The organism is Flavobacterium sp. J49, from assembly GCF_011742145.1.
Taxonomy (GTDB): domain Bacteria; phylum Bacteroidota; class Bacteroidia; order Flavobacteriales; family Flavobacteriaceae; genus Flavobacterium.
Map to the genome: position 1 here is coordinate 171,746 of NZ_JAAQQU010000105.1, position 26,096 is coordinate 197,841.

General features: G+C 40.0%; 29 protein-coding genes. 17 read left to right on the forward strand and 12 right to left on the reverse strand.

Translation table 11 applies throughout. The annotated features are described in order from the left end of the window. The first annotated feature begins 39 nt into the window (after window positions 1–39). The 7 genes from HA632_RS11540 (at window position 40) to HA632_RS11570 (ending at window position 5,461) form a co-directional block, all read left to right on the forward strand. Window positions 40–465 carry a thioesterase family protein gene (locus HA632_RS11540; protein ID WP_176307351.1) on the forward strand — a complete coding sequence of 142 codons (426 nt, stop codon included), beginning with the start codon at window positions 40–42 and terminating at the stop codon, window positions 463–465. A gap of 10 nt (window positions 466–475) precedes the next feature. Next, on the forward strand, window positions 476–1,456 hold the full coding sequence (locus HA632_RS11545) for a carbon-nitrogen hydrolase family protein (protein ID WP_176307352.1): 981 nt from the start codon (window positions 476–478) through the stop codon (window positions 1,454–1,456). Between the two features lie 10 nt (window positions 1,457–1,466). Continuing rightward, complete coding sequence (locus HA632_RS11550) at window positions 1,467–2,582, forward strand: cupin domain-containing protein (RefSeq protein WP_176307353.1); 1,116 nt, start codon at window positions 1,467–1,469, stop codon at window positions 2,580–2,582. 37 nt (window positions 2,583–2,619) lie between these two features. Continuing rightward, window positions 2,620–3,534: a fumarylacetoacetate hydrolase family protein gene (locus HA632_RS11555; RefSeq protein ID WP_176307354.1), complete on the forward strand. Its 915-nt coding sequence runs from the start codon at window positions 2,620–2,622 to the stop codon at window positions 3,532–3,534. 225 nt (window positions 3,535–3,759) lie between these two features. Further along, window positions 3,760–4,509: an Asp/Glu racemase gene (locus tag HA632_RS11560; protein WP_303396487.1), complete on the forward strand. Its 750-nt coding sequence runs from the start codon at window positions 3,760–3,762 to the stop codon at window positions 4,507–4,509. Between the two features lie 217 nt (window positions 4,510–4,726). Next, the gene (locus HA632_RS11565) at window positions 4,727–4,972 is read left to right on the forward strand and encodes a 4a-hydroxytetrahydrobiopterin dehydratase (RefSeq protein WP_176307355.1); all 246 of its coding nucleotides are present in this window, start codon (window positions 4,727–4,729) and stop codon (window positions 4,970–4,972) included. Window positions 4,973–5,047: 75 nt separating this feature from the next. Beyond that, entirely contained in the window at window positions 5,048–5,461 is a 414-nt protein-coding gene (locus tag HA632_RS11570; protein WP_176307356.1) for an OsmC family protein, read from the forward strand. A gap of 234 nt (window positions 5,462–5,695) precedes the next feature. On the opposite strand, the gene HA632_RS11575 is transcribed toward HA632_RS11570, so the two are convergent. The 4 genes from HA632_RS11575 to HA632_RS11590 form a co-directional block, all read right to left on the reverse strand. Then, entirely contained in the window at window positions 5,696–6,796 is a 1,101-nt protein-coding gene (locus HA632_RS11575; protein ID WP_217902850.1) for a VIT1/CCC1 transporter family protein, read from the reverse strand. A 129-nt stretch (window positions 6,797–6,925) separates the two neighbouring features. Then, window positions 6,926–8,341 (reverse strand): MBOAT family protein, encoded by a 1,416-nt coding sequence (locus HA632_RS11580; RefSeq protein WP_176307357.1) that lies wholly within the window; start codon window positions 8,339–8,341, stop codon window positions 6,926–6,928. A gap of 2 nt (window positions 8,342–8,343) precedes the next feature. Then, a complete protein-coding gene (locus HA632_RS11585; RefSeq protein WP_176307358.1) occupies window positions 8,344–9,378 on the reverse strand; it encodes a hypothetical protein in 1,035 nt (344 codons plus the stop codon). Between the two features lie 92 nt (window positions 9,379–9,470). Next, a complete protein-coding gene (locus HA632_RS11590; protein ID WP_176307359.1) occupies window positions 9,471–9,743 on the reverse strand; it encodes a DUF4242 domain-containing protein in 273 nt (90 codons plus the stop codon). A 232-nt stretch (window positions 9,744–9,975) separates the two neighbouring features. Between HA632_RS11590 and HA632_RS11595 the strand changes: the two genes are divergently transcribed. After that, the gene (locus tag HA632_RS11595) at window positions 9,976–11,001 is read left to right on the forward strand and encodes a hypothetical protein (protein WP_176307360.1); all 1,026 of its coding nucleotides are present in this window, start codon (window positions 9,976–9,978) and stop codon (window positions 10,999–11,001) included. A gap of 3 nt (window positions 11,002–11,004) precedes the next feature. Here HA632_RS11595 and HA632_RS11600 read toward each other — a convergent pair whose 3' ends face one another. Next, window positions 11,005–12,354: a M28 family peptidase gene (locus HA632_RS11600; protein WP_176307361.1), complete on the reverse strand. Its 1,350-nt coding sequence runs from the start codon at window positions 12,352–12,354 to the stop codon at window positions 11,005–11,007. 197 nt (window positions 12,355–12,551) lie between these two features. Between HA632_RS11600 and HA632_RS11605 the strand changes: the two genes are divergently transcribed. The 4 genes from HA632_RS11605 to HA632_RS11620 are packed head-to-tail and all read left to right on the forward strand — an operon-like array spanning window position 12,552 to window position 14,234. After that, window positions 12,552–12,887, forward strand: a complete 336-nt coding sequence (locus HA632_RS11605; protein ID WP_176307362.1) for a helix-turn-helix transcriptional regulator — start codon at window positions 12,552–12,554, stop codon at window positions 12,885–12,887. After that, window positions 12,871–13,326 carry an SRPBCC domain-containing protein gene (locus tag HA632_RS11610; RefSeq protein ID WP_176307363.1) on the forward strand — a complete coding sequence of 152 codons (456 nt, stop codon included), beginning with the start codon at window positions 12,871–12,873 and terminating at the stop codon, window positions 13,324–13,326. The genes HA632_RS11605 and HA632_RS11610 overlap by 17 nt, the downstream gene beginning before the upstream one ends. A 7-nt stretch (window positions 13,327–13,333) precedes the next feature. Continuing rightward, complete coding sequence (locus tag HA632_RS11615; RefSeq protein WP_176307364.1) at window positions 13,334–13,789, forward strand: SRPBCC family protein; 456 nt, start codon at window positions 13,334–13,336, stop codon at window positions 13,787–13,789. Window position 13,790: 1 nt separating this feature from the next. Beyond that, a complete protein-coding gene (locus HA632_RS11620) occupies window positions 13,791–14,234 on the forward strand; it encodes an SRPBCC domain-containing protein (RefSeq protein ID WP_176307365.1) in 444 nt (147 codons plus the stop codon). Between the two features lie 67 nt (window positions 14,235–14,301). Here HA632_RS11620 and HA632_RS11625 read toward each other — a convergent pair whose 3' ends face one another. After that, complete coding sequence (locus tag HA632_RS11625) at window positions 14,302–15,552, reverse strand: aminotransferase class I/II-fold pyridoxal phosphate-dependent enzyme (RefSeq protein WP_176307366.1); 1,251 nt, start codon at window positions 15,550–15,552, stop codon at window positions 14,302–14,304. Between the two features lie 184 nt (window positions 15,553–15,736). On the opposite strand from HA632_RS11625, the gene HA632_RS11630 reads away from it, so the two are divergent. Both HA632_RS11630 and lpdA read left to right on the forward strand, forming a co-directional pair. After that, window positions 15,737–16,189, forward strand: a complete 453-nt coding sequence (locus HA632_RS11630) for an Lrp/AsnC family transcriptional regulator (RefSeq protein ID WP_176307367.1) — start codon at window positions 15,737–15,739, stop codon at window positions 16,187–16,189. 101 nt (window positions 16,190–16,290) lie between these two features. Then, complete coding sequence (gene lpdA / locus HA632_RS11635; RefSeq protein WP_176307368.1) at window positions 16,291–17,694, forward strand: dihydrolipoyl dehydrogenase; 1,404 nt, start codon at window positions 16,291–16,293, stop codon at window positions 17,692–17,694. Window positions 17,695–17,743: 49 nt separating this feature from the next. Here lpdA and HA632_RS11640 read toward each other — a convergent pair whose 3' ends face one another. From HA632_RS11640 to HA632_RS11665, 6 genes are all read right to left on the reverse strand, one after another. Next, on the reverse strand, window positions 17,744–19,468 hold the full coding sequence (locus HA632_RS11640) for a M48 family metallopeptidase (RefSeq protein ID WP_176307369.1): 1,725 nt from the start codon (window positions 19,466–19,468) through the stop codon (window positions 17,744–17,746). A gap of 83 nt (window positions 19,469–19,551) precedes the next feature. Further along, entirely contained in the window at window positions 19,552–19,974 is a 423-nt protein-coding gene (locus tag HA632_RS11645; RefSeq protein ID WP_176307370.1) for an arsenate reductase ArsC, read from the reverse strand. Between the two features lie 2 nt (window positions 19,975–19,976). Further along, window positions 19,977–20,588, reverse strand: a complete 612-nt coding sequence (locus HA632_RS11650) for a class I SAM-dependent methyltransferase (protein WP_176307371.1) — start codon at window positions 20,586–20,588, stop codon at window positions 19,977–19,979. Window positions 20,589–20,593: 5 nt separating this feature from the next. Continuing rightward, on the reverse strand, window positions 20,594–21,634 hold the full coding sequence (gene arsB, locus HA632_RS11655) for an ACR3 family arsenite efflux transporter (protein WP_176307372.1): 1,041 nt from the start codon (window positions 21,632–21,634) through the stop codon (window positions 20,594–20,596). 19 nt (window positions 21,635–21,653) lie between these two features. Beyond that, window positions 21,654–22,130 (reverse strand): DUF6428 family protein, encoded by a 477-nt coding sequence (locus tag HA632_RS11660; protein ID WP_176307373.1) that lies wholly within the window; start codon window positions 22,128–22,130, stop codon window positions 21,654–21,656. 90 nt (window positions 22,131–22,220) lie between these two features. Further along, the gene (locus tag HA632_RS11665) at window positions 22,221–22,544 is read right to left on the reverse strand and encodes a helix-turn-helix transcriptional regulator (RefSeq protein ID WP_176307374.1); all 324 of its coding nucleotides are present in this window, start codon (window positions 22,542–22,544) and stop codon (window positions 22,221–22,223) included. A gap of 156 nt (window positions 22,545–22,700) precedes the next feature. Between HA632_RS11665 and tpx the strand changes: the two genes are divergently transcribed. Genes tpx through HA632_RS11680 form a run of 3 tightly spaced genes read left to right on the forward strand, consistent with a single transcriptional unit; the run spans window position 22,701 to window position 26,096 of the window. Next, window positions 22,701–23,198 carry a thiol peroxidase gene (gene tpx, locus HA632_RS11670; protein WP_176307375.1) on the forward strand — a complete coding sequence of 166 codons (498 nt, stop codon included), beginning with the start codon at window positions 22,701–22,703 and terminating at the stop codon, window positions 23,196–23,198. An 8-nt stretch (window positions 23,199–23,206) separates the two neighbouring features. Further along, window positions 23,207–23,581: a diacylglycerol kinase family protein gene (locus tag HA632_RS11675; protein WP_176307376.1), complete on the forward strand. Its 375-nt coding sequence runs from the start codon at window positions 23,207–23,209 to the stop codon at window positions 23,579–23,581. 43 nt (window positions 23,582–23,624) lie between these two features. Next, a complete protein-coding gene (locus HA632_RS11680) occupies window positions 23,625–26,096 on the forward strand; it encodes a DNA translocase FtsK (RefSeq protein ID WP_176307377.1) in 2,472 nt (823 codons plus the stop codon).

Consider the following 26,096-nt stretch of genomic DNA (forward strand, 5'->3'; position numbering starts at 1 on the left):
TTTTAGAAAAAAGAATAAAGAGAAAAGAAAATAGAAAAGATGAACAACTATTTTACCAAAACAGAAAAAATACGTTTCAAACACGTCGATTACGCCGGAATTGTTTTCTATCCAAGATTCCTGGAAATGCTCAATGATTTAGTCGAAGATTGGTTTGAAGAAGCCTTAGATCGACCATTCTCCAAAATCCATGAAACGAATGGTATTCCAACCGTAGATTTAAAAGTCCAATTCAAAAAAGCGGCACGCTTAGGCGAAGTCTTAACCAAAAAACTTTGGGTAATCAAACTCGGCGGTGCCTCGGTAAATTGCGGTTTCCGTTTTGAAGACGAACAAGGCAACACTTGTTTGGAAGGAGAAGTAACGTTGGTCAACGTCGCCATCAGCAACGGTAGAGATGCTATCAAAGCGGAACCTTTTAACGAGGAGATGAAAAACAAAATAGCAAATTACCAACTGTCTTAATACTCAAACTATGGACTTTAAAAAATTCAAAGCCGCCACTGTACAAACATCACCCGTTTTTCTCAATGTAGAAAAAACGATAGATAAGGTAATTTCCTTCGTCAAAGAAGCCAGCGATAATGGTGCTCAACTCATCGCTTTCCCCGAAGTATTCATTGCCGGTTATCCTTATTGGAACTGGATTATGACTCCGGTGCAAGGCAGCAAATGGTACGAGCAATTGTATAAAAACTCGGTAGCCGTTACCGATGAAAGCATGCAACCGTTGTTCCAAGCCGCGAAAGACCACAACATGCACATCGTCATCGGAATCAACGAACGCGGCGATAGCTATGGCGAAATTTACAATACCAATCTCATCATTGACAATAAAGGAAATCTAATCGGTAAACACAGAAAGCTCGTGCCAACTTGGGCCGAAAAACTCACATGGACATCCGGTGATGGTTCTTCGCTAAAAGTTTATGATACTGAAGTTGGTCCCATCGGAACTTTGGCTTGTGGTGAAAACACCAATACTTTAGCACGATTCACTCTGCTTTCGCAAGGCGAATTGATTCACATTGCCAACTATATTTCGCTACCGGTTGCACCACCTGATTATGATATGGCAGAAGCAATTAAGATTCGTGCAGCCGCACATTCCTTCGAAGGGAAATTATTCACCATCGTTTCGTGTTCTACCATTTCCCAAGAAATTAAAGACGCTTTACGAGAAGATGTGCCAAATGTAGATGAATTGTTATCCCGAAAAAGCTCTGCTTTCTCCGGATTTATTGGACCAAACGGCGCTGTGATAGGCACACCGCTGATTGATGATGAAGGCATTGTATATGCTGATATCGATTTGGAAAAATGCATCCAACCGAAACAAATGCACGACATTCTCGGACATTACAACCGCTTTGACATTTTTGATTTAAGAGTCAATACCGCTCCAACCAGAAAGATTACCTTTGTAGACAACCACGAGGAGTTTAATAAAAGATAGTAGTAAAACTATGGAAACAAACAACTATTCAGACGACGTTATCGGTCGTGCTCGAGTACAAGACACACCCGAACTCGAAGCTTATTATAAAGAACTCGAAGCCCTTGGTGCCGGTGCACTTTGGACAGTAGCCAACGACATCGAACCTTGGGAACCCCGAGCCAATTCGGTCCCAATGCTTTGGAAATATGAAGATTTAAGAAGTTTGGTTTTAAAATCCTCCGAACTCGTAACACCCGAACAAGCCGGAAGACGCGTAGTGTATTTGGTCAACGACAAACGCAAAGACGTTTCTGCCGCTGTAGGTTGGTTATACACCGGAATCCAGGTTACGCGTCCGGGCGAAAGCACTTCGGCTCACCGACACCGCGCCTCTGCCCTGCGTTTTATCATGGAAGGTTCTAAGGGTTACACGGTAGTGGATGGCAATAAAATTATGTTGGAAGTCAATGACTTTGTGATTACTCCCAACTCTGCCTGGCACGAACACGGTGTTGAACCCGATGGTCAAACCTGCATTTGGCAAGACGGATTGGACATTCCACTGGTAAATGCCTTGGAAGCCAATGATTATGAGGTGTATGACGGCAAACAACCTTTGGTAGCGCCTATCAACCATTTGCCGTTGAGTTACAGCTGTGCGGGCTTAATTCCGGCCGATAAGACTTGGGACAAACCTTATTCACCCTTATTCAAATATTCTTGGAGCAAAGTCTATCCGGCTTTGTTAGACGCCCAAATTGTGAACCATCCTGATCCTTTTGACGGAATTTTGATGCAATATTCCAATCCGTTAACCGGTGGTCATGTGATGCAAACTATGGGTGCAGCTATGCAATTGTTGCCTGCCGGTTTCCACGGGAAAGCCCACAAACATACCGGATCGTTTGTGTACCAATGTGCCAAAGGTCGCGGATACACCATCATCAACGGCCAACGTTTTGATTGGAAAGAAAGAGATATTTTCTGTGTTCCTTCTTGGGCTTGGCACGAACACCATAATGCGTCGGACAGTGAAGATGCTTGCTTGTTCAACTTCAACGATTTGCCGGTCATTGAAAGTCTCGGATTATTTCAAGGAAGAGAATATGAGGAAAACAACGGACATCAATTAATTACTAAATAAAAACTCAGGAACTCAGTTCCTCAGCAACATAAAACAAATGAAACTACTTACCTACCAAACTGCCGACACCGAACCCCGTTTAGGATTCCTCCACAACAACCAAGTCATCGATATGGAAGACTTTGGCGAGATTTCCAATTTTCCGCTGCCAAGTGATATGCTCGATTTGATTGATATGGGCATTGAAATCGTAGAAGAATTAAACGATATGGTAGCCGATACCCCGGAGAATTTCTTTGAAGAAATTGCTTATTCATTAGACGAAGTAACGTTCCTTGCACCGATCCAAAAACCAAGGAAAAATATTATTGGGATTGGTCTGAATTATACCGAACACGTAGCCGAAAGCGCGCGAACCTTGGACACTACAGGAAAATTACCTCAAAAACCGATTATCTTTTCGAAACCGCCCACAACGGTTACCGGAACCAATACCGAAATTATTAAGAACACCAAACTGACTTCTCAATTGGATTGGGAAGTTGAATTAGCGGTAGTCATTGGCAAAAAAGGAAAATACGTTCCTAAAGCAGACGCTTTGGATTATGTGTTTGGTTATACCGTCATTAATGATATTTCGGCTCGTGATTGTCGCCGAGAAGGCCAATGGATTGTTTCCAAAGGACAAGATACTTTTGCGCCTATGGGTCCAATCTTAGTAACCAAAGACGAAATCGAAAACCCGCACAATTTGAACTTGTCTTTAAAAGTCAACGGTGTGGAGAAACAAAACTCTAACACCCAATTTTTACTGTTCAACATTAACGATTTGATTGAAGATTTGAGTATTGTCTTTACTTTAGAACCGGGCGATATCATTGCCACCGGAACTCCGGCAGGCGTTGGCGCCGGTCGTGATCCGCAAGAATGGTTGTATGATGGCGATGTGGTAGAAGCCACTGTAGAAGGTATTGGAACGATAGTAAATACAGTTAAAGAGATTTCTAAATAAAGACAGACTGCGTTAGATTTGATATTAAGAGGAGGACAGCCAGTGGCTGTCAGGTATAAATAAAAGCTGCGTTAGGGATTGAAGTGAAAATCCTTTTTAGGATAGCCCCGGAGCAAAGCGGAAGGGAAATAAAATCCTAAAAAGATTGTAACGGAAAGCCCGACCCGATAGGGACACGAGGCGCAAGCCGACTGACCGAAGGTAAACGCCCAAGATAAAATAAATATGAAGAAATATAGAATAGGACAAATAGTGCCATCTTCGAATGTGACGATGGAAACCGAAATACCGGCCATTTTCAGGGCCAGAGAAACCATACTGCCGGAGCGTTTTACGTTTCACAGCAGCCGCATGCGGATGAAAAAAGTGACCAAAGAAGAGCTCGAAGCCATGGATGCGATGAGTTTGAAATGTGCTCAGGAATTGTCAGACGCGCACGTTGACGTGATGGGTTATGCGTGTTTGGTAGCCATTATGAGTATGGGACGCGGGTATCATTGTGTATCAGAAGTGAATTTGCACCAGGAAACAGTAGCCAATGATTTCCCAACACCCATCGTGACTTCGGCCGGCGCTTTGATTAATGGTTTGAAAGTTTTGGGTGCCAAACAGATTTCAATCATTACGCCTTACATGCGGCCATTAACCGATATGGTGGTGGATTACATTGAACACCAAGGCATCAAAGTCAAGCAAAGTATCGCACTTGAAATTCCGGACAACTTAGAAGTAGCGGCACAAAACCCGATGAACTTATTGGAAATCTACAAACAATTAGACTTGACGGATGTAGATGTTTTAGTGGCTTCAGCTTGTGTGCAAATGCCATCATTGGAAGCGATAGATTTGATTCAGGCGGAATGCGGTATCCCAGTGACTTCTGCTGCGGTTTGTACGACCTACGAAATGATGAAAAAACTCGGCATCGAAACCCAATCAGCCATTGGTGGTGAATTGCTGAGCGGAAAGTACTAGAATTATAAAAACATTTGTGAAAATTGTATAACCCATTCATCCTAAGCTTATTTACCTTTATCTCAATATAAAAGTAAACTGTAAAACTTATGAATGGGATATTCAAAACATTAATTGCGGGTTATAGCGCAAAAAAATTAGGCGGCGGTTGTTTAGGTGCCATCATTGTGTTCGTAATTATTTACTTCTTGTTGGGCTACTTATAAAACAGAAAACTATGGAATGGATAACAAAAGACGGTAAACTGCTCAATACTTTTGAGTTTGAATCCCAAACCGCTTTGGCTCAATTTATTTTGACTATAGCGCAAAAAGCTGATGCCATAGACCATCATCCCGACTATAAAATTTTCAAAGCCTTCTCGGTTGAAATTACCTTATTCACCTATAGCAAGAAAGCCATTACCCAATTAGACCATGAGTTGGCCGATTACATTTCTGCCCTCTATCTAAATAACAATTAAGTTAAAACTAACCACTGTTCATGTCATTTTTTTGTAAATTAGGGCTTTCAAAATAACATCATAAACAATTTAGGTATGAAAAGAAGAGCAACTGCCGTTTGGAACGGCTCAGGAAAAGACGGCAAAGGACATTTAACCACACAAAGCACCGTTTTAAATCAGACACAATACTCCTTTGGTTCCCGTTTTGAAGAAGGTGTCGGAACCAACCCGGAAGAATTAGTAGGCGCGGCACATGCCGGCTGTTTCTCTATGAAATTAGCTTTCAATTTACAAGCCGCCGGATTTACAGCAACCGAATTAAAAACCGATGCTGAAATTGTGTTTGAAGACGGTACTATTGTAGCTTCCAATCTTACGCTGACGGCAAAAGTAGACGGAATTGACAATGCAAAATTCGATGAACTGGTCAAAGATGCCGAAGCCAACTGTCCGATTTCAAAGCTATTGAACACGAAAATCAGCGTCAACTATACGCTCAACGCATAAGCTGAAAAAAAGCATCCAATTTGCACTACTAAAGCAAAGTTAAACTAGTGTTAAACTGCTAATTTTAACAGTGTTGTATTTCAGAAAAAAGTAAATTTGAATATGATTTTGATTAATTACTTGAAGGTCTCGAAGAGAGAATTCAATAGTTGAATGCATCAAGTGGTGCAAGTTAATAATGATAAATCAAAATCATAAGAAAAGGGAGGTCGGTAACAGACCTCCTTTTTTATTTTAACCCATTACCGAAACTCCAATCCATTTTCCGATTCCGAAAGTAATGGCGGCCGCCATCAGTCCGAAAACAACTTGGCGAAAACCGGAAAACCATACACTTTTCCCTGTGAATAAAGTAATAGCAGCGCCAATTAAAAATAACCCTGCTGCACTCATAACAGTACTGATAATAACCGCTTGCATACCACCCCAAAAGAAAAACGGAAATACCGGAATAATAGCGCCGACCGCAAACAAGAAAAAAGATGTCAGTGCTGCTTCCATCGCCGAACCTTTTAAATCTTCCGGGTTGATACCCAGTTCCTCTTTAATGAGCATTTCATGAGCATTCCCTTTATTTTTCATGATATCGGCAGCCATTTGTTGGGCTTGTGCTTCCGGAATACCTTTGGTCATATAAATGAGTGCTAATTCTTTTTGTTCTCCTTCCGGATTGGTTTCGAGTTCCTCCAATTCCAATTGCATTTGATTTTCATAAAGTTCCTGCGAACTCTTCACCGAAATCCATTCGCCTAAAGCCATCGAAAGCGCACCCGCCAATAATCCGGCCATACCCGCCAACAAAACTTCTTCTTGGCCACTGGTTGCACCGGCAATTCCCATAACCAAACTAAAATTAGACACCAAACCGTCATTGCCACCCATGACAGCAGCTCGCAAAGCATTTCCGCCTACCGAACGATGGCGTTTTTCAAATCGGGCCAAGTTGGCACCGGACACTTGACTATTATTGTTAAGGATGTTTTTTAAAATGGTCACATGGGCTGTATCTGACAGAGATGCTGTGGAACCGGTTTGTTTACGCGCCTTGATTATAGAGGAAGAAACACTTTTTTCGGTATCCAATAAAACGCCTAAGATATAATCATAGCCAAACACCTTACCGATAAAATGCAACGTCCGCGCTCTCCCGGATGGTTTAGGCAATTGGGATGCCTCTAAATTGTTTTTGGCCAAAAAAGCCAGAGCATGACTGTGCTCTATCTCGCTCATTTGCCTGAAAACATGAGCTACATTTTCATCTTCTTCGTGTTCCGCTAAAATTTTGTAGAGATAACAAACATCTACTTCGGTTTGGATACTTTTCAAACTTATCATTGGCTTCGAATTTAAACTAGTTAAAGGTACCTAAAAACCCTCAAAGAATGAATCAAAATTACACAGCCTCAAGGCCTTAATAAAACAAAAAAAAGCCGCTATTCAGCGGCTTCTCCTTAAAATCATAAATTAAAACTGAAAGTAAATAAATTGTTCCCCATTTCCCTGCGCAATGGCAATTAAGAAAAACATTACCGCCCAAACCAGTCCTAAAACTATTGGCGATTTCTTTTGGGCAACCGCTTCCATAGAAGTATTTCTCATCGTCCAATGACAAATAAAAGTCAGCGTTATCAAAACAAAAACTTTCACAATCGAAAACGTATCCAAAACTTTAGCACCATCAGCATGCATAAACAACATCGACTCTATCATATTTTGTGCGGTTTCAAACTTTCTGGCTCTGAAAAACACCCAGGTAAAATTGACACAAGTGTAAGTTCCTAAAGCCAAAATGATTCCGTTCCAAAAGTTAATTTTAATAGTAATTACATTCTTCAACAAACGTTCAACCACCAAGAAAAGACCATGCAAAGCACCCCAAATCACAAATGTCCATGCGGCCCCGTGCCACAAACCGCCTAATAGCATGGTCAGCATTAAAGCAACATACATACGCACTAAGCCTTTTTGATTACCGCCAAGCGGAATGTACAAATAATCTCTTAGCCAAGTCGACAAAGAGATATGCCATCTTCGCCATAAATCAGAGAAACCAATGGCCGCATAAGGGTATCGGAAATTATCCGTAAGATGAAAACCAAGCATCAAAGCCAATCCGATAGCACAAGTAGAATACCCGGCAAAATCAAAAAATATCTGTCCCGAAAAAGCAAGCGTTCCCGTCCAAGCATCCCAAGTATTCAGCACTTTGTCTGAATCAAAAACCGTATCCGAGGTTTTAGACAATAAGGTATCGGCTAAGACTACTTTTTGAAACAAGCCTATCGTTAATAAAAACAAACCCCAAATAAATTGGTTGACTGTAGCTCTTTTTTCTTCATAAAACTGCGTAATCAAATCACCTGCTCTAACAATAGGACCGGCCACCAATTGTGGAAAGAAGGTCACATACAACGCAAAATCTAAAAATGTTTTTGCCCTTTCGGTTTTGCGCCAATACATATCAATGGTGTAAGACATCGTTTGAAAAGTATAAAACGAAATACCCATCGGCAAGATAATATCCATCGGTAAAGGCTTGTATTCTATTCCAACAGAACTCATCAACAACGTAAAGTTTTCAAGTAAAAAATTGCCGTATTTAAAAAAGAACAAGAAGCCCAAATTGACAAACATACTAAGCAGCAACCATAAAAGCCGCTTTCTCTTATTTTCTTCTACCGCCAATTCTTTTCCGGTAATCCAATCGATTATGGTAGAAATCCATAATAAGATGACCAAAGGCGGATTCCACAATCCGTAAAAAACATAACTGGCAAAAAGCAACATTCGCTTTTTAAACGTCCAGTTAAAAAATTTGGCATAATAAAGCACTAACACTATCACCAAAAAAACGACAAAACTCAAGGAATTAAATAACATAGTTAATTGGTTTTAGGGTTAGACAATCCATTATCGGCTTTTATAATTTCAAGGAGCGACAGCGTAAACTTACGAGCATCGGGTGCCGATAAATGAGACCACTCCGGACAGTCGAATTGCAGCTGTTTGTAATCTTCAAAATAGTAGCTTTTAACCTGCGCTTGTTTTACCAATTCATCCCAGAAAGTGGCCCTCGGAAAAGCCATATCTTCGCCTTTTTTGAGCATTCCACTAGATGGACATCTGACTAAAATTACCTTTCCGCCTTTGGCTTTAAACTTTTCTAAATCTTTTAAAAAGAAAGCCATAGTACTTTTTTTATCCGGTGGTGGCGCACTTTTACCGAAAAATCCCCAAACCCTCTTAATAGAATTGGCAAAAGCAGTGTCTTTGGCAGTACGCTCGGTCATGGTTGTATTTCTGTCGACACGGGTATCATTAAAATTATAAAAAGGCGGAAAATCGGTTTCGCCGGTACGATTTCCAATTTTAATTCGGCTCAATAAAGCTTTTAAATCTATATCATCAGACCATTCTTCTTCGCTGCCCGACATCATGGCTAAACTACTTTGCAGCGGTAACGAAACGTAGTGATTCAATTGTTGGGCATACGTACGGTTGTGAAAATAATCAACCTTGGTTTGTGGTCTTCTCCAAGGAAAAGCTTCCGGAAAAGTGGTAGAAAAGAACAGCCCTGGTGTAACACCTACGAGAATAGTTCCTTTAAAATCGGTCTTTTCCACCAAATCGTGAAAGATAGGCAGTGGTGATGAACCGGGTGAAGCCAACTGAAGGGGTTTTCTTCCTGTACTTTTTTCCCATTCGTCCACTTGAACATCAAAAAGAACACGAGATGAACCAATTAAGATGACATCGTCATTGGTTAAACTTTTGACCTTGCCCCTTTGCACAGCCCAGAGATCTTTGTTGTCATCAATATTGGGGTAGAAACCTTGTGACCGCCAGTAGCCTTCCCAAGCGCCCAAACTTACTGCACTAATCAGCACAGCAATGAGTAGTGATTGTTTTAAATTCATTTTATATAGTTATTGGTTGGTTTGAAAAATATAGAATACTCGAGAGCATAAAAAAAACAGCAACTTTATAATTTAAAGTTGCTGTTCTCCGATTATTCAGCGGTTACCGGACTTATGGTATTTACCACTTTTGAAATTTTATTAGCGGGGAAACCGCCTTGCTTGGCGTGCTCTAAGATTAGTCGCTCATCTGGCGCCAAATAAACACAATAAATCTTATCTCCCGTTACAAAACTTTCTACCCATTGGATATCGGGCCCCATTTTGCTTAAAACACTACAGGAAGTTTGTGAAATTCCTTTTAACTGGTCTGCGGTTAAATCTCCGGCACCGGGGATTTCTCTTTCGATAATAAATTTAGGCATAAGATTCTAATTTAAATAAACTCCTACTCTTATGGCTTTTCGGTATTGCCCCGTTGATTTGAGTGGTTTCTGGACTCCACTGGCAATCTGAGGCAATGGCAATTTACCACTTTTTTTTCTAATATGTTTATTTAAACACTATTAATCAGCTATTTATAAGATAATCGGTCAAAAAATCGGCTAAGTGAATATGTTTGGTATATTTGAGTTATCGCAATCGAATCGCTATCTTATGAAGAATCAAAAACTCTTAAAACAACTCGACCTTACTCACGAACAAACGTCGCCTTTGTTTAGGGTCATGTTTACCCAAAACAGCCATGAGCCCAACAGGAGACACTTTGAAAATAACATTTGTGCGTTTCACATTGGTAACGGCTACATCCTTTCGGTGGCTCACAATTTAAAGACAGAAGCCAAGATCTTTAAGTCGATTGACGAAACCATTTTTACCAATGACATTTTGCCCAATTTGAATGAGGCTCAAAAACAGTTGTTCCTGAATTGTTTTCTTTTAGACCAAACCGTCCAAAAAAGATATTGGAACAGCAGTAATCCCAGCGATTATCAGTTTGCTATTGAGGCCTTAAAACAAATCAATTTTGATACACGTTGGGTCACCTTTTTACAGAAGAAGATTTGTCGGGCACATTTGATTGTCCAATTCAAAGACCGACATTTTTATAATAAACCCGAACTTTCCGCTCATTTTTCTTCCGCTGACTATTTTGCGGAACCTGCCATTAACAGGCATACTTATTTGGTCGAGGTAGAATTAATAGAAGCTTTTTACAGCGATGATATTGCGTTGTATCGGATGGTAAATACGCCAAGTGAAGTCATAGATGCAATGCCTAGTATTGCTATAGATTACACTGTTTTAAGCGATGAGCAAGCCCAGTATTATTGCCTGCAAAGTTCCCCAACGAGTGAAGTGGGTAAATTGCTCAACAAAGCCCAAATTGAAGGTTTCACGGAGCATTTTGCCATTTTTCCCGAACGTGTTGGCGGAAATTATATACTCGAAGGTTTGCGGTATCTGATTAAAGGTTATTTCCGATTTGGTTCTTCGGGCGCGCCTTATTTGGTTTATGATGAATTGCAAAATGAGTTTAAAGTCAATGCCATTCAAAGCGAAGCCTGCCCGATTCAATTGTCTATTGACCACAAACGCGATGGAAATTTCCAATATGTAAATGCATTGGCAACACCGTTGCACAACATTAAAGAAAGACTTGAATTTTATTTAAACCAATAAGCTTTACTTGCTGGTACTTCGCATTACTGTCGAAGGGAAAACCACTATGCTTTCTTGTCCGTTTTTGTGCACACTGGCTACGCCAAAGTAATAGTTATCAATTACAATCCCTTTCAGTTCAAAGGCATCAACATTCCCCACAAACCGGCTGTTTTCCCATTGTGGCGAAGTGGTCAGTCGCCAATAAATTTTATATCCTATAATGGAATCATCCGCTACTTTGTCCCATTTGAGTTTGGTATTAGGTTCTACAACGCCACCAATGGTGACATTTTTAGGTTCCGGTGGTGACCAACCCAAACCGGCCAATATAATAGCATTGACAGCCGTGAGTTTTTTGGCATACTCAAAATTAACGCCTTCGATTACATCGCCATATTGAATTCCGTTTTCCTCTCGGGTATTTTGGTGCTGACGGTTGTAATTCTCATGGGCTTCCATGATGCGAACACCGGCATAACCCAAATCGTTAAACGGACGGTGATGACCACCACGTCCAAATCGGTCCAAGCGGTACACCATCATCGGATTCATTTCGGGCATATAAGTCGATACCGATTTATGGATGTAACGCGCCAATTGACGCGAAATCCCATCCACTTCACCACCATAAAAGCGGCGTTGGTTTCGTTCTTTTTCGGTTTCGGTTACGGGAGTTGGTTCTGAAAATATGCGAAAGGTTCTGTTGTCAATAACGCCATCAACCCCTTCAATATTGCCTATCATGTCGTTGTTAAGTACACCTATGATTTCCCAATTGTTCTTTTTGGCATATTCGGCAAAGCCTTTTCCGCCAAATAAACCTTGCTCCTCTCCTGATAGTCCCAAATAAACAATACTATTTTCAAAAGTGTATTTAGACAACACTCTGGCCGCTTCAATAGTTCCCGCCATACCCGAGGCATTGTCGTTAGCACCCGGCGCATCATTGGTATAATCCATCGTATCAGAGTTGCGACTGTCAATATCGCCGGTCATGATGATGAATCGATTGGGATATTTAGTCCCTTTTTGAATAGCCACCACATTAACAACATAAGCTTCTTTAGGAATTCTGTTGCCGTCTTTAGGCGTGACCAAATCCTTTTGGTAAAAGACATCTAAACAATTTTTACAGTCTTTATCAATCTTATCAAACTCGGCTTTGATCCAACGTCGTGCTGCACCAATACCTCTTGTATTGGATATGGTGTCGCTAAAAGTATTTCGGGTACCAAAATTGGCTAAAGTGCGGATGTCGTTCTCTAAACGCTGCGCTGAAACCGCCTCAATAATATCATACAATCGACTGTCAGTTTGGGCAGTTACAGTCAAAGTTGTTATAACTGTTAAGAATACAAAATACTTTTTCATGGCTGTTGTTTTGCTAATTTGATTTTCTATCAAGACCTAATTATTTACAGTTCATAAATTTATAAAATAACCACAAGTAATTGATTAGAAAGTCAAGATTAATAGGTAAAATCAAAAATAATCGTTAATCTACTTGTGTAACCGAATAGTTACGCATACATTTGTAACCGAATAGTTACCTATTAAATCCTGTACTTATGAGAAGAGATGTATTTCAAGCCATTGCCGATCCAACCCGGAGAGCAATTTTAAGTTTGCTCGCAGCACAAACTTTAACACTCAATGCGGTTGCCGAAAATTTTGACATCAGTCGACCGGCCATTTCCAAACACATCAAAATCCTTAACGAATGTGGCTTAATCGAAATCACCGACAAAGGCCGCGAACGCTATTGCGAAGCCAAACTAGAAAAACTCAACGAAGTTTCGGTATGGATTGAACAATACAAACAATTCTGGGAAACCAAACTCGATGCTTTAGAAACCTATTTAGACCAACTTCAAAAAGATAAGAATAATGACAGCCTTAGCTAACACCGCCGACAGAGAAATTATAGTTTCACGTTTGCTCAATGCTCCCATTGATTTAGTTTGGGAAACTTGGACCAATCCTGACCATATCAAAAACTGGTGGGGACCCAATGATTTTACCAATACCATCACCAAAATGGACGTAATCCCGGGAGGCCAATGGAAACTAATCATGCACGGACCCGACGGCACCGATTATGACAACGAAAGTATCTTTACGGAAGTTGAAAAAAATAAAAAAATTGCTTACCACCACTTCTCCGGTCATGAATTCATGGCCACTATTCAATTCGAAGAAAGAGACCATCAAACGTATTTGCATTGGCAAATGTTATTTGAAACCAATGAAGAGTTACTGCGCATCATGGCTCTTTTTGACATTAATGAAGGCCTAAAACAAAACATAAACAGATTAGAAGTGTATTTAAAACAAACTAAATAAAACTACCATGGAAAATGACACCACCGATAGAGAAATTAGATTCTCTCGCCTGCTCAACGCACCCATCGAATTAGTTTGGGAAGTTTGGACCAATCCCGAACATATAAAAAACTGGTGGGGACCAAACGGCTTTACCAACACCATTTCCAAAATGGATGTTCAACCCGAAGGTGAATGGAACCTAATCATGCACGGACCTGATGGCACCGATTACATCAATGAAAGCATTTTTAAAGAAGTTATCAAACACCATAAAATTGTTTACGAACACATTTCTATCCCCAAATTTACTTCTACCATAACTTTTGAAAGCCTCGGCAACCAAACACAATTGGATTGGCTGATGCTCTTTGAAGACAAAGAACAACTCATACAGGTGGTAAAAAAATTCAACGCCGCCGAAGGCTTAAAACAAAACGTAGAAAAGTTGCAAGCCTATTTAGACAATTATAAAAAAATGTAATATGGAAAAGACAAACAACAGCCTTAGCTTCAAAAAAACCTACAAGGCATCAGCAGCAACACTCTGGAAAGTAATCACTGAAAGAGCCCATTTAAAACATTGGTATTTTGATTTTGCCGAAGACTGGCAATTAAATATTGGACAAACATTTGAATGGTCCGCCGGCGATACCGAAAACAAACAGTGGTTGCATCGAGGCGTAATGCTGGAGATCATTCCCAATCAAAAATTAGTGCACAGCTGGGAATATCCGGGTTATTCGGGAACTTCTGTTGTGACTTGGGAATTACACCCTATTGATGCCAACACAACCGAACTGCATTTCAGCCACGTCTTCACTGTTCCGTTTGACGTTACCAAACCGGCTCTGAAAAGAGAAAACTTTGAAATGGGCTGGACACATATCCTCAACATTTCTTTGGTTGAATACGTTGACAATCTTTAATTTGAAATAAAAAAGTCCGTTGGAATGGCGTACCAACGGACTTTCAACAATTAAAATTATAAAAAAATTAAAAAACGTTCAGTTCGGTCATGCACTGTTTCATCATTTGATACGTGCGCTCAATATCATTGTCTAACCCAATGGAGAAACGAATCAAACCATCGGTAAGCCCCATTTCCTTTTGCTCTTCCAAAGGAATTTCACTCGAGGTAGAAGTCCCCGGTGCGCTAAACAGTGTTTTATAAAAGCCTAAACTCACCGCCAAGTAGCCTAAGTTTCGGTGTTGCATTAATTCCATCAATTCATTGGCTTTGTCTAGAGAACCAACATCAATGGTCATCATACCACCAAAACCGTATTCCGGATTGATCATACTCGCGTACAATTCGTGACTCGGATGACTCGGCAATCCGGGATAAACTACTTTTAACCCGTCTTGTTCAAATTTTTGCGCCAAATACATCGCATTATGACTGTGCTGTTTCATTCGAATATGTAATGTGCGTAAGTTCTTCAAAATACTGGAAGCCCTTAAACTGTCCATGGTTGGACCCAAAAGCATACTGGCACCGTCATTCACATTTTTCAAATCATTGATAAAATCCTGCGAAGCACAAACCACACCGCCAACGGTATCACTGCTGCCATTGATAAACTTGGTCAAACTGTGAATCACCACATCAGCACCTAATTTCGCCGGCGCAACAGATAAAGGCGAAAACGTATTGTCAACGACTAATTTAATATTGTGCTCTTTGGCAATAATCGCTAAAGCTTCTATATCGGCTACTTCTAATAGAGGATTGCTTACCGTCTCACAGTACAAAACTTTCGTATTCGAAGTAATCGCTGCAACTACCGAATCTAACTTTGTGATATCAACAAATCGGGTTTTGATGTTCCATTTGGGCAACATGTTTTTCATAAAAGCATACGTTCCGCCATAAATAGTGCGGCTGGAGACAATCTCGTCTCCGGCAGCACACAACTGGAGCAAAACAGGCGTAATCGCACCCATTCCTGAGGCAGCCACATTGGCACTCTCGGTACCTTCCATGGCCGCCAAAGCTTGCCCTAAATACAAATTCATGGGCGAAGAATGGCGTGAGTATAAATAACAACCTTCGGCATTGCCTTCAAAAGTATCAAACATGGTTTTGGCCGAAAGAAAAGTATAAGTCGAGCTGTCGGAAATAGAAGGATTCACGCCTCCAAACTCTCCGAAATATTGCAAATCCTGGATTTTATCGGCAGGATGAAAATTTGAATTAGTTGTTGGTTGTCGGTTGTCAGTTGTCGGGGTTAAGTAGTTATTCATAAATTGGGATGGATTATATTCACTTACAAAATTGATAAAATACAGTTAAATTATCAATACAAATAATATAATTTAGATTTAAAAACTGTATAATTAAACATTAATAGAAAATATTATTAAATTTGCACTTTCAAAAGAAGAATTTTAGTTTTTAAAACTATTCAGAACCAACAACCAACAACTCATGGACAACATCGACAAAAAACTCCTCGCCCTACTCCAACAAGACACCAAAAAAACCACCAAAGAGCTGTCGGTAAAACTAAATCTTTCCGTTACTGCCGTATACGAACGCATCAAGAAACTCGAACGCGAAGGCATCATTGATCAATATGTAGCCTTACTGAATCGGAATAAAATTGATAAAAGTTTTGTGGTGTTTTGCCATATCAAGTTGATTCAGCACACCAAAGAATTCTTAACCACCTTTGAACACCAAGTCGTAAAGCTCGACGAAGTTTTAGAGTGTTTTCACGTCAGTGGTGACTACGATTACATTCTCAAGATTTGTGTCAAAGACATGGAAGCCTACCGCGAATTTATGGTGACCAAACTCACAACGCTTCAACACATCGGCAGTACGCACAGTACTTTTATGATTGGAGAAGTCAAAAACACTACAGCATTTACCTGGTAAAAAAAGCTATAGCTTTTAAGCAAAGAATTTCGCTTTTTAGTGAAATAAAAACTGTAATTTTGTGACGCAAAAAAATAAAACACACTAATTTATATACTATCATGAGTTCATTTGACGTTGTCATCATAGGTTCAGGGCCGGGCGGATATGTATCAGCTATTCGTTGTGCCCAATTGGGTTTCAAAACCGCAATCATTGAAAAATACAGTACTTTGGGAGGCACTTGCTTGAATGTGGGTTGTATTCCATCCAAAGCACTTTTAGCTTCTTCTCATCACTATGAAGAGTTGCAACATTTTGCCGACCACGGTATCGAGGTTTCAGGGGAAGTAAAGGTGAATTTAGAAAAAATGATTGCCCGCAAGCAAGCGGTGGTTGACCAAACCAGCGGTGGTGTTAAGTTTTTAATGGATAAAAATAAAATCACCGTTTTCGAAGGATTAGGTTCTTTTGAAGATGCTACTCATGTTAAAGTAACCAAAGCCGACGGTTCCTCAGAAGTAATTGAAGGAAAAAATATCGTAATTGCAACGGGTTCAAAACCCTCAACGTTGCCGTTTATCAAATTAGACAAAGAAAGAGTAATCACTTCAACCGAAGCCTTGAAATTACCGGAAGTTCCGAAACACTTAATCATCATTGGTGGTGGCGTTATCGGGATTGAATTAGGACAAGTGTACCTAAGATTGGGTGCTCAAGTGTCAGTAATTGAATTCTTAGACCGAATCATTCCGGGAATGGACGCCGGTTTGTCGAAAGAATTGACCAAAGTCTTGAAAAAACAAGGCATGAAATTCTACACTTCTCACAAAGTCAAAGAAGTTACTCGCAAAGGGAAAAATGTAACCGTTTTAGCCGATGATGCCAAAGGCAATACCGTAACCTTTGAAGGCGATTATTGTTTAGTAGCCGTAGGTCGTCGTCCTTATACTGACGGATTAAATGCTGATAAAGCCGGAGTAAAAGTAACCGAAAGAGGCATGATTGAAGTCAATGACCATTTGCAAACCAATATACCAAACATTTACGCTATCGGTGATGTAGTTCGTGGTGCGATGTTGGCTCACAAAGCCGAAGAAGAAGGAACACTTGTTGCCGAAATCTTGGCCGGTCAAAAACCACACATTGATTACAACTTAATTCCGGGTGTAGTGTACACTTGGCCTGAAGTTGCCGCTGTGGGTAAAACCGAAGAGCAATTAAAAGAAGCCGGAGTAGCTTACAAAGCCGGAAGTTTCCCTTTCAAAGCCTTAGGAAGAGCTCGTGCAAGTGCCGACAATGACGGTTTTGTTAAGATTTTAGCCGATGCCAAAACAGACGAAGTTTTAGGCATTCATATGATTGGTGCGCGTTGTGCCGATTTGATTGCCGAAGCGGTAACCGCCATGGAATTCAGAGCATCTGCAGAAGATATTTCACGTATGTCACATGCGCATCCAACTTTCGCGGAAGCGATAAAAGAAGCGGCTTTAGCAGCCACAGACAATAGAGCATTACACGTTTAATCTTATAATTAGACAATAAAAAAAACCGTTTCTCTCCGAAGCGGTTTTTTTATTTGATTCTGGAAGTCTGAATGGTGACATCTGCGGTAGCCCAACTTTGGTTCAGTAAAGCCTCTATCGCTTTTACTTTTGACTTATTGTTTAGCTTTTGATAGGCTAATTTCAAACCGTGGTGTGCCCAACCGTTATTGCGAAATTGCTTCAAATCAGTTTCAAAAGTAGCAATAGCTTCATCGTATTTTCCGGCTTCTATTTGTACAGCACCCAAATGATGGCGCACCGAGAAAAACCAATCCGGCGGTTCGTTGTAATTGAGTTTATCTTCAATACTTACAGCTTCTTTGAGCGTGGCAATACTCTCTTGGTATTGTAATTCAGAAGCTAAAATTTCACCTTTTAAAACCCGTACGGCTATTTGCAAAATATCATACATCGAATTGATTTCCCAAATAGTCATTTGCTTCATAGCGGTATCATGGGCCAAAGATTCCAACTTTTTCAATTCACTCTTGGCTTTTCTCAAATCTTTTTTACCCAAAAAAGCCATGCCTTTAGCATAATGTGAAACTGCTGAAGGATATTTTAAAGTATCGGAAACCAACTTCATTTTTAAAATTTCATCCCATTTGCCAAACTTAACCGCTACATAGTACGGTATTACATAATAATGTTGCAAGGTAGACCAACCGGGTTCTGTCATGGTTTTAGGATGAACGTGTTTTGCCGTTTCTTGCGCACCATACATAGCCCATTTGTAATTGCCTTCTAAAGTCGCCGTTCCGGCCAAAAAATGGTAATTGTGTGGATAATAAGCCAAAGGATAAGCTCCTTGTGCATGACACATGGTAACATAAACACTGTCTTTTTTAACGGCATTAAGATTGGCCAAGGTTCCTTTGTGGTATTCTCCTGTTCTGATGTAAATGTGAGAAGGCATGTGAATCAAATGTCCGGATCCCGGTACCAAACCTTCATCAAAACGTTGCGCAGCTGCATTTCCCCTTTCCGGTGTGTTAGAGGATTCAACAGCGTGAATATAAAAGTGATTGGCTCCTACATGTTTCGGATTCTTTTTGAGTATTTGTTCTAAAAGAGTTTCAATTTCGGGAGTCCATGGTTTTGGATTTCCCTTTTTATCGTATAAATCCCATGGATGCAAATTCATAATCGATTCTACATACAATGCTTTGATATCAAGATCTTCAGGATATTTTTTTGCTACTTGTTTCATGGCTTCAGCATAGGCTACATCAAGCGAAGTTCTGTCTTCTACAGGATTAGCCACATAACGTTGAGACATCGCTCTGATTAAAGCTTTTTCTTTATCAGAAGCTCTTTCAGACAACTTGACGGCCTGTTGAATGGCTTTGTAAGCTCTTTGGTAATTGTCAGGCTCCATTCCACCATTGTAATTCGGACCCAAAACATAAGCATAACCCCAATAAGCCATGGCACATTCAGAATCTAGTTTTGTAGCATAATAGAACGAACGCGCAGCTTCGGCATGATTAAAACCATAAGCCAAGGCTAATCCCTGATTAAAGTATTGTTGCGCTTTCTGATGCTTGGTAGTTATGGAATAATGCAGTACATCCATACCCTCAAACAACGGCGCTATAGCATCGGTTTTAAACCATTGGGCATCAGTTGTTTGCGGCGCACACCCATAGCTATCTTGACCTGCTTTTGCTTTGGGCTGAACGGTTTCATTCTTTTTACATGACGCCAAAAGAAAGACTACCATCACGATTGAAAACCTTAAAAATAAACTCATAATCAAACATTTAGCCTATTCAAATTTACTAAAAAAATGACTGTGATGACAATTCGTTTTTTTAAAAAAATATCAAAACCAACTCAGTCGAGTTCGTTTTTTATTATAAAATCATGACAATACTCTTTAATCATACCTCTCACTTCACGAAACGATTCGATAACTTCCATCGTTGATCCTTTTACTTTCGATGGGTCAGGAAAATTGTGGTGCAACTTCACGGCTTGGGTTGGAAAAAACGGGCAACGCTCTTTGGCATGATCGCAAACGGTAATCACATAATCAAAAGGAATATCGAAATACTCGTCTACATTATTCGAAGTGTGTTTCGAAATGTCAACGCCGTCTTCTTTCATGATAGCTACCGCTAAAGGATTCACACCATGCGTTTCCACACCGGCCGAATATATTTTTACAGTATCAGGATTGGCAAAATGCGCTAAATAACCATGTGCCATCTGACTTCGGCAACTGTTACCGGTACAAAGAACTAATATATTTTTCATTTTTATTTTCTTTTAAATCCGCAAAAAAGGAAATCTTGGGTAGTGTCAAATGGCGTTTGATGCGCTTCTTTAAAACATCCGTCTAATTTAAAATCTTTTTCAAACAACAATCGAAGACTTTCTTCATTGTACTGTTTAATATCCAAACTACTGCATTTTTTAGGGCCACTTTCCGAGAAAGTACCAACCAATAGTTTTCCTTCGCGGGCCAATGATCGTTCTACAATTTTTACATATTTCTCTATTTGATTCGCCTCAGTCAAAAAATGAAAACAAGCCCGGTCATGCCAAAAATCGTAGGTCTCGCTTGGTTCAAAATCCAAAATATCCGAAACGATAAAAGTCACTTTCAACCCCTTATCACCTAGCCTATGCTTAATTCTTTCAATGGCTTTGGCCGATATATCGAGTAAAGTCAAATTGGTGTACCCCAAATCCAATAAAGCATCCATCAAATAGCTGTCGCCACCACCAATGTCGATGATTTTCGCATCTAAAGGCAAAGGCAAGGCCATGATAAAATCGACGGAAGTCTTTGGATATTCTTGGTACCAACTCACTTCTTTTTCAGTTTTGGTGGAAAATACATTTTCCCAATGTGCTTTTCTTTCCATAAAATTTAAGTGGTTTTGGTGAAATATTTTTTTCTGAGCCAAAAGGCCACATTGACTAAAATAATTAAGGCCGGCACTTCTACCAATGGCCCAATGACACCGGCAAAGGCTTGCCCGCTGTTGATGCCGAAAACGCCAATAGAAACCGCAATCGCCAACTCAAAATTATTTCCGGCAGCGGTAAACGATAAAGCCGTCGCATCGCGATAATTGGCGCCAATCTTTTTTGAGACAAAAAACATCAAAAAGAACATCACGACAAAAAAGATAACCAACGGAATGGCAACTCGAACCACATCCATTGGTAGATCGACTATCATTTCGCCTTTTAAACTGAACATGATTATGATAGTGAATAATAATGCCAGCAACGTTATCGGTGAAACGAAAGGAATGAATTTATTGTTAAACCATTTGTCACCCGCCAATTTCTTAATCGAATAGCGACTGATCACCGCCAAAGCAAAAGGAATACCGAGGTAAATGCCCACAGTCTTCGCAATTTCGGCTACTGTTATATTCAATTCCAGTCCTTTGATACCAAACAACGGCAACATGATTTTCAAATAAAAATACGCATACAAACTAAAGAAAAAGACTTGCAGTAAACTGTTAATCCCAATCAAACCGGCGGTTAATTCGCGGTTGCCCTCGGCCAATTCGTTCCATACAATCACCATGGCAATACAAGGCGCAATGCCTATAATGATTAAGCCGGTCATGTATTCGGGATAGTCTTTGAGAAAAAACGTCGCCAACAAAAACATCAAAAATGGCCCAACTATCCAAGTGATTAAAAAGGAAGCCGTGAGCAATTTAGGTTTTTCAAACATTTGCGGCACTTTCGAAAAATCGATTTTGGTGAGTGGCGGATACATCATCAGAATCAATCCAATCGCCAAAGGCAAATTGGTCGTTCCCGAAGAATACGAGTTGATCAAATCATCCGAACTCGGAATAAAATAGCCAATTACGACGCCCGCTAACATCGCTAAAAAAATCCACAATGTTAAAAATCGGTCTAAAAAACCCAGTCTTTTTTTCATTCGATTATTTTAAATATCATTAACAACAACCTGAATCAGGTGCACAACATGCAGTTTCCTTTTGTTTCCACTCGCCTATTTTGACTTTCATTTTTTCCGGTGGAATACCGCAATTGTCTTTGGCCAGGCAATCGGTCATTTTTGATCTCAATTGGAAATGGGTACCGTCAAAATCTAAACTGAATTTACCTATGGTGTCTTTCATTTGGTATTCCACTTCAATTTCTAAATCGGGCAAACCTAATACTTTTTCCGAAAGTTCAATAATGTGGACCAATTTTTCCGGATGCAAACGATGGTCATAATCATTGGCTTCCCACAATTGGAAATTGGCTACTTCTTCTTGGCGAACCGTTCCGCCGCAGTCAATAAAATGTTTGGTCACTTGGCCTACTTCGGTTACGTGAAAATGATTGGGTACTAAATCGCCGTTTGGCAATTGAAAAGCTATGGTTGATAAGCTTTTGAGTTTGTTTTTAATTTCTGAGAGTTTCATAATTTAGATTATTAGATTATTAGATTGTTAGATTGTTAGATTGTTAGATAATTAGAAAGGAACTTATCCCTTATCCCTTTTCCCTTATAATTAACAACATTTGTTTTTTAACTTATGACGAATCATCCCAAAATGATTTTCTATTTTGTCAATAGTATCCGGGTTGATGCAATAACAAATCGCGGTTCCTTCAATGGTACCTTTGATGATATTGGCATTTTTCAACTCTTTTAAATGTTGGGAAATCGTTGGTTGTGCCAAGGGTAATTCGTTGACGATATCACCGCAGATGCAACTGTCAACAGTCAACAGATAATCAACAATGGCAATTCGCGCCGGATGTGACAAGGCTTTGAACAAGCTTGCCATTTCATTTTGTTCAAGGGAAAAAGATTCAGTTTTTGAAGCGCCCATGGTTTCTTTTAATTATTATATTGCAATATTACGATAAAACAATCATACAAACCAAACTTTTTTTAATTTATCTCAACTTTGCATTGGTAATTCCTAATTCGCAATTCGTAATTCTCAATATTTTCACTACTTTTGGCATTCAAAAAACGCAAATAAATGGCAGCAATTACTTTGGGCGGAAACCCAATAAAAACCAATGGTGAGTTACCCAAACCGGGTTCAAAAGCACCTGACTTTCAATTAGTAAAACAAGATTTAAGCACTACTTCTTTAGCCGATTTTGCCGGAAGCAAAGTGGTTTTAAACATATTCCCCAGCATTGATACCAGCACTTGTGCCACTTCGGTAAGAACTTTTAATGCCAAAGCGAGTACTTTGGAAAACACTAAAGTATTGTGTATTTCCCGCGACTTGCCTTTTGCCCAAAAACGTTTTTGCGGAGCCGAAGGTTTGGAAAACGTCATCAACCTTTCCGATTTCAATAGCGGAAGTTTTGGGAAAGACTATGGTTTGGAAATTGCAGAAGGTGTTTTCACAGGATTGCACGCCAGAGCTGTGGTGGTAATTGACGAAAACGGAACGGTAAAACACACCGAATTGGTTTCGGAAATTGCCGACGAACCTAACTATGAATCTGCTTTAGCAGCACTATAAGTAAGCTTATGGCCTTTGAAAAAGACAATTCCTTTATCACCGGAAGACTAAAAAGTGTGGGCTATGCCTTTAAAGGCGCTTTCAAACTCATCACTACGGAACACAGTGTAATGGTGCAATTTTCTTTGGCCATTATTATGATCATTGCCGGGTTTTACTTTGACATCGACCGTTACGAATGGATGATGCAAATACTGGCTTTTGGCTTGGTTTTAGGCATTGAAAGCTTGAATACTGCTGTAGAAAAAATAGCCGACTTTGTACATCCGGAGTTTCATGATAAAATTGGTTTTATCAAAGATATTGCCGCCGGTGCTGTACTATTTGCTGCCTTAGCCGCAATTGCTATCGGTTTGCTGATTTATGTTCCAAAATTTATATAATCATTCGATTTAATTTCTATTTTTATAGCGTTATACATCACCAATGGCAAAAACAGTAAAGAAAGAAAGTAAAGAAAAGGAGAAAGACCCTAACCAGGAGCTCAAAATACTAAAGACTAAAAAACAATACCGAATGTTGTTTGGCTTTGTTTTGGTCTTGTTATCAATCGCCTTTTTGGTTTCCTTTATATCCTTCTTCCTGCATGGTCGCGTTGACCAAAGCGCAGTGGATGCCTTAACCGACAGAAACGAAGAAGTGCAAAACTGGTTGGGTAAATTTGGCGCTTACTTGGCCGATTTATTCATATACCGTGGTTTTGGAATTGCTTCCTTCCTTTTTGTAAAGTTGCTCTTTTTAAGCGGTGCTTTCTTGGTATTGGATTTACCGGTACACAAATTAAAAAACACTTGGTTTTGGGATTTGTTTGCTTTAGTGATTTTATCCATACTGTTTGGCTTCTTTGCTTATACTTTACCCGAATTAGGCGGAACCATCGGTTATGAAATGAACTTATTCCTGCAAGACTATATCGGTAAAACCGGTACTGCTTTATTATTGGTACTGTCAATCATTGTGTACCTAATCTTCAAAATTAAAATCTCTCCCGATGCCATTAAGTCTTTCTTTGAAAAGAAACACAAAGACCTCAAAGAAGACATCAGCAGTATAGCCGGTGCCAACGACAAAGGCGTAGATTATAATTTGGAAGAATTTGCCGTAAACGAAGAAGCCGAAGAGGAAACAGAAGAACCAACCTTAGTGACTTCCCAATTTGAAATCAATAAGGAAGCGTTAAAACCAACCATCGAACACGCTTCTGAAATCAATTTGGAACCCACCATTAAAATGGCAGTTACCCCTACTCCGGTAGAACCGACTGTTGTAGAACCTATCAAACAAACCATCGAAACCAACGATGAAGCTTTTGTAATCGAACAAGCAGCGGATGAAGATGTTATGGAAGAAAACTTGGCCGCCAAACTGGTAGCTGATTTTGGTTTGTTTGACCCTACTTTAGAATTATCCAACTACAAATTCCCAACAATTGACTTGCTCAAAGAATACGCTTCGGTTGGTATTACCATCAATCAGGAAGAGTTGGAAGAAAACAAAAACCGCATTGTAGAAACCTTGCGCAACTACAAAATCGATATTGCCCAAATCAAAGCTACTGTTGGGCCATCGGTGACTTTATATGAAATCGTACCCGAAGCCGGGATTCGTATCTCCAAGATTAAAAGTTTGGAAGACGATATCGCTTTATCGCTTTCGGCCTTAGGGATTCGTATCATCGCGCCTATTCCGGGAAAAGGAACCATTGGGATTGAGGTGCCGAATAAAAACCCAACCATGGTACCCATGAAGAGCGTCATCTCTTCGGCTAAGTTCCAAGAAGCGGAAATGGAATTGCCCATCGCTTTAGGAAAAACCATTTCGAATGAAACCTTTGTGGTCGATTTGGCAAAAATGCCGCACTTGTTGATGGCAGGTGCTACCGGACAAGGAAAATCGGTTGGATTGAATGCTGTATTGACTTCGTTGCTATACAAAAAACATCCGGCCGAAGTGAAGTTTGTTTTGGTCGACCCGAAGAAAGTAGAGTTAACGCTATTCAACAAAATAGAACGTCATTATTTGGCCAAATTGCCCGATACCGAAGATGCGATTATCACCGATAACAACAAAGTAATCAATACGTTGAATTCGCTTTGCTTGGAAATGGACAACCGTTATTCGTTACTAAAAGACGCCATGGTGCGTAACATTAAGGAATACAACGAGAAGTTCAAAGCGCGCAAACTGAATCCGGAAAACGGTCACCGTTTCTTACCTTATATAGTATTGGTAGTCGATGAGTTTGCCGATTTGATCATGACCGCCGGTAAAGAAGTAGAAACCCCTATTGCCCGTTTGGCGCAATTGGCCCGTGCGATTGGAATTCACTTGATTATTGCTACGCAAAGACCATCGGTAAATGTAATTACGGGTATGATTAAGGCCAATTTCCCGGCACGTATTGCCTTTAGAGTAACTTCAAAAATTGACTCGAGAACCATTTTAGATTCGGGTGGTGCTGACCAATTGATTGGTCGTGGGGATTTGTTGTTCTCTAACGGAAATGATTTGGTACGCGTGCAATGTGCCTTTGTGGATACGCCTGAAGTAGAAAAAATTGTAGATTATATTGGTTCTCAAAAAGCCTATGCCAGTGCTTATCTTTTACCGGAGTATATTGGTGAAGAAGGCAGCGGCGTAAATTTAGAATTTGACATCTCCGAAAGAGACAGCATGTTTAGAGAAGCCGCCGAAATAATAGTGACTGCCCAACAGGGTTCGGCATCATTATTGCAAAGAAAATTGAAACTGGGTTACAACCGTGCCGGTAGACTGATAGATCAGCTCGAAGCCGCCGGAATTGTAGGTCCGTTTGAAGGAAGCAAAGCCCGCAGTGTCAACATCACCGACTTGGCCTCTTTAGAACAATTTTTTAACAATGAACAAAACAACCATTAA

Bases quoted from the DNA above. Each gene is read 5' to 3' on its own strand.
- HA632_RS11595 (WP_176307360.1), top strand. From the start codon at position 9,976: ATGAAGAATCAAAAACTCTTAAAACAACTCGACCTTACTCACGAACAA.
- HA632_RS11625 (WP_176307366.1), bottom strand. From the start codon at position 15,552: ATGAATAACTACTTAACCCCGACAACTGACAACCGACAACCAACAACT.
- HA632_RS11650 (WP_176307371.1), bottom strand. From the start codon at position 20,588: ATGGAAAGAAAAGCACATTGGGAAAATGTATTTTCCACCAAAACTGAA.
- HA632_RS11555 (WP_176307354.1), top strand. From the start codon at position 2,620: ATGAAACTACTTACCTACCAAACTGCCGACACCGAACCCCGTTTAGGA.
- HA632_RS11675 (WP_176307376.1), top strand. From the start codon at position 23,207: ATGGCCTTTGAAAAAGACAATTCCTTTATCACCGGAAGACTAAAAAGT.
- arsB (WP_176307372.1), bottom strand. From the start codon at position 21,634: ATGAAAAAAAGACTGGGTTTTTTAGACCGATTTTTAACATTGTGGATT.
- HA632_RS11585 (WP_176307358.1), bottom strand. From the start codon at position 9,378: ATGAATTTAAAACAATCACTACTCATTGCTGTGCTGATTAGTGCAGTA.
- HA632_RS11680 (WP_176307377.1), top strand. From the start codon at position 23,625: ATGGCAAAAACAGTAAAGAAAGAAAGTAAAGAAAAGGAGAAAGACCCT.
- HA632_RS11640 (WP_176307369.1), bottom strand. From the start codon at position 19,468: ATGAGTTTATTTTTAAGGTTTTCAATCGTGATGGTAGTCTTTCTTTTG.
- HA632_RS11600 (WP_176307361.1), bottom strand. From the start codon at position 12,354: ATGAAAAAGTATTTTGTATTCTTAACAGTTATAACAACTTTGACTGTA.
- HA632_RS11645 (WP_176307370.1), bottom strand. From the start codon at position 19,974: ATGAAAAATATATTAGTTCTTTGTACCGGTAACAGTTGCCGAAGTCAG.
- HA632_RS11590 (WP_176307359.1), bottom strand. From the start codon at position 9,743: ATGCCTAAATTTATTATCGAAAGAGAAATCCCCGGTGCCGGAGATTTA.
- HA632_RS11580 (WP_176307357.1), bottom strand. From the start codon at position 8,341: ATGTTATTTAATTCCTTGAGTTTTGTCGTTTTTTTGGTGATAGTGTTA.
- HA632_RS11575 (WP_217902850.1), bottom strand. From the start codon at position 6,796: ATGATAAGTTTGAAAAGTATCCAAACCGAAGTAGATGTTTGTTATCTC.
- HA632_RS11560 (WP_303396487.1), top strand. From the start codon at position 3,760: ATGAAGAAATATAGAATAGGACAAATAGTGCCATCTTCGAATGTGACG.
- HA632_RS11660 (WP_176307373.1), bottom strand. From the start codon at position 22,130: ATGAAACTCTCAGAAATTAAAAACAAACTCAAAAGCTTATCAACCATA.
- HA632_RS11550 (WP_176307353.1), top strand. From the start codon at position 1,467: ATGGAAACAAACAACTATTCAGACGACGTTATCGGTCGTGCTCGAGTA.
- HA632_RS11620 (WP_176307365.1), top strand. From the start codon at position 13,791: ATGGAAAAGACAAACAACAGCCTTAGCTTCAAAAAAACCTACAAGGCA.
- HA632_RS11605 (WP_176307362.1), top strand. From the start codon at position 12,552: ATGAGAAGAGATGTATTTCAAGCCATTGCCGATCCAACCCGGAGAGCA.
- tpx (WP_176307375.1), top strand. From the start codon at position 22,701: ATGGCAGCAATTACTTTGGGCGGAAACCCAATAAAAACCAATGGTGAG.
- HA632_RS11665 (WP_176307374.1), bottom strand. From the start codon at position 22,544: ATGGGCGCTTCAAAAACTGAATCTTTTTCCCTTGAACAAAATGAAATG.
- HA632_RS11615 (WP_176307364.1), top strand. From the start codon at position 13,334: ATGGAAAATGACACCACCGATAGAGAAATTAGATTCTCTCGCCTGCTC.
- HA632_RS11540 (WP_176307351.1), top strand. From the start codon at position 40: ATGAACAACTATTTTACCAAAACAGAAAAAATACGTTTCAAACACGTC.
- HA632_RS11630 (WP_176307367.1), top strand. From the start codon at position 15,737: ATGGACAACATCGACAAAAAACTCCTCGCCCTACTCCAACAAGACACC.
- lpdA (WP_176307368.1), top strand. From the start codon at position 16,291: ATGAGTTCATTTGACGTTGTCATCATAGGTTCAGGGCCGGGCGGATAT.
- HA632_RS11565 (WP_176307355.1), top strand. From the start codon at position 4,727: ATGGAATGGATAACAAAAGACGGTAAACTGCTCAATACTTTTGAGTTT.
- HA632_RS11545 (WP_176307352.1), top strand. From the start codon at position 476: ATGGACTTTAAAAAATTCAAAGCCGCCACTGTACAAACATCACCCGTT.
- HA632_RS11570 (WP_176307356.1), top strand. From the start codon at position 5,048: ATGAAAAGAAGAGCAACTGCCGTTTGGAACGGCTCAGGAAAAGACGGC.
- HA632_RS11610 (WP_176307363.1), top strand. From the start codon at position 12,871: ATGACAGCCTTAGCTAACACCGCCGACAGAGAAATTATAGTTTCACGT.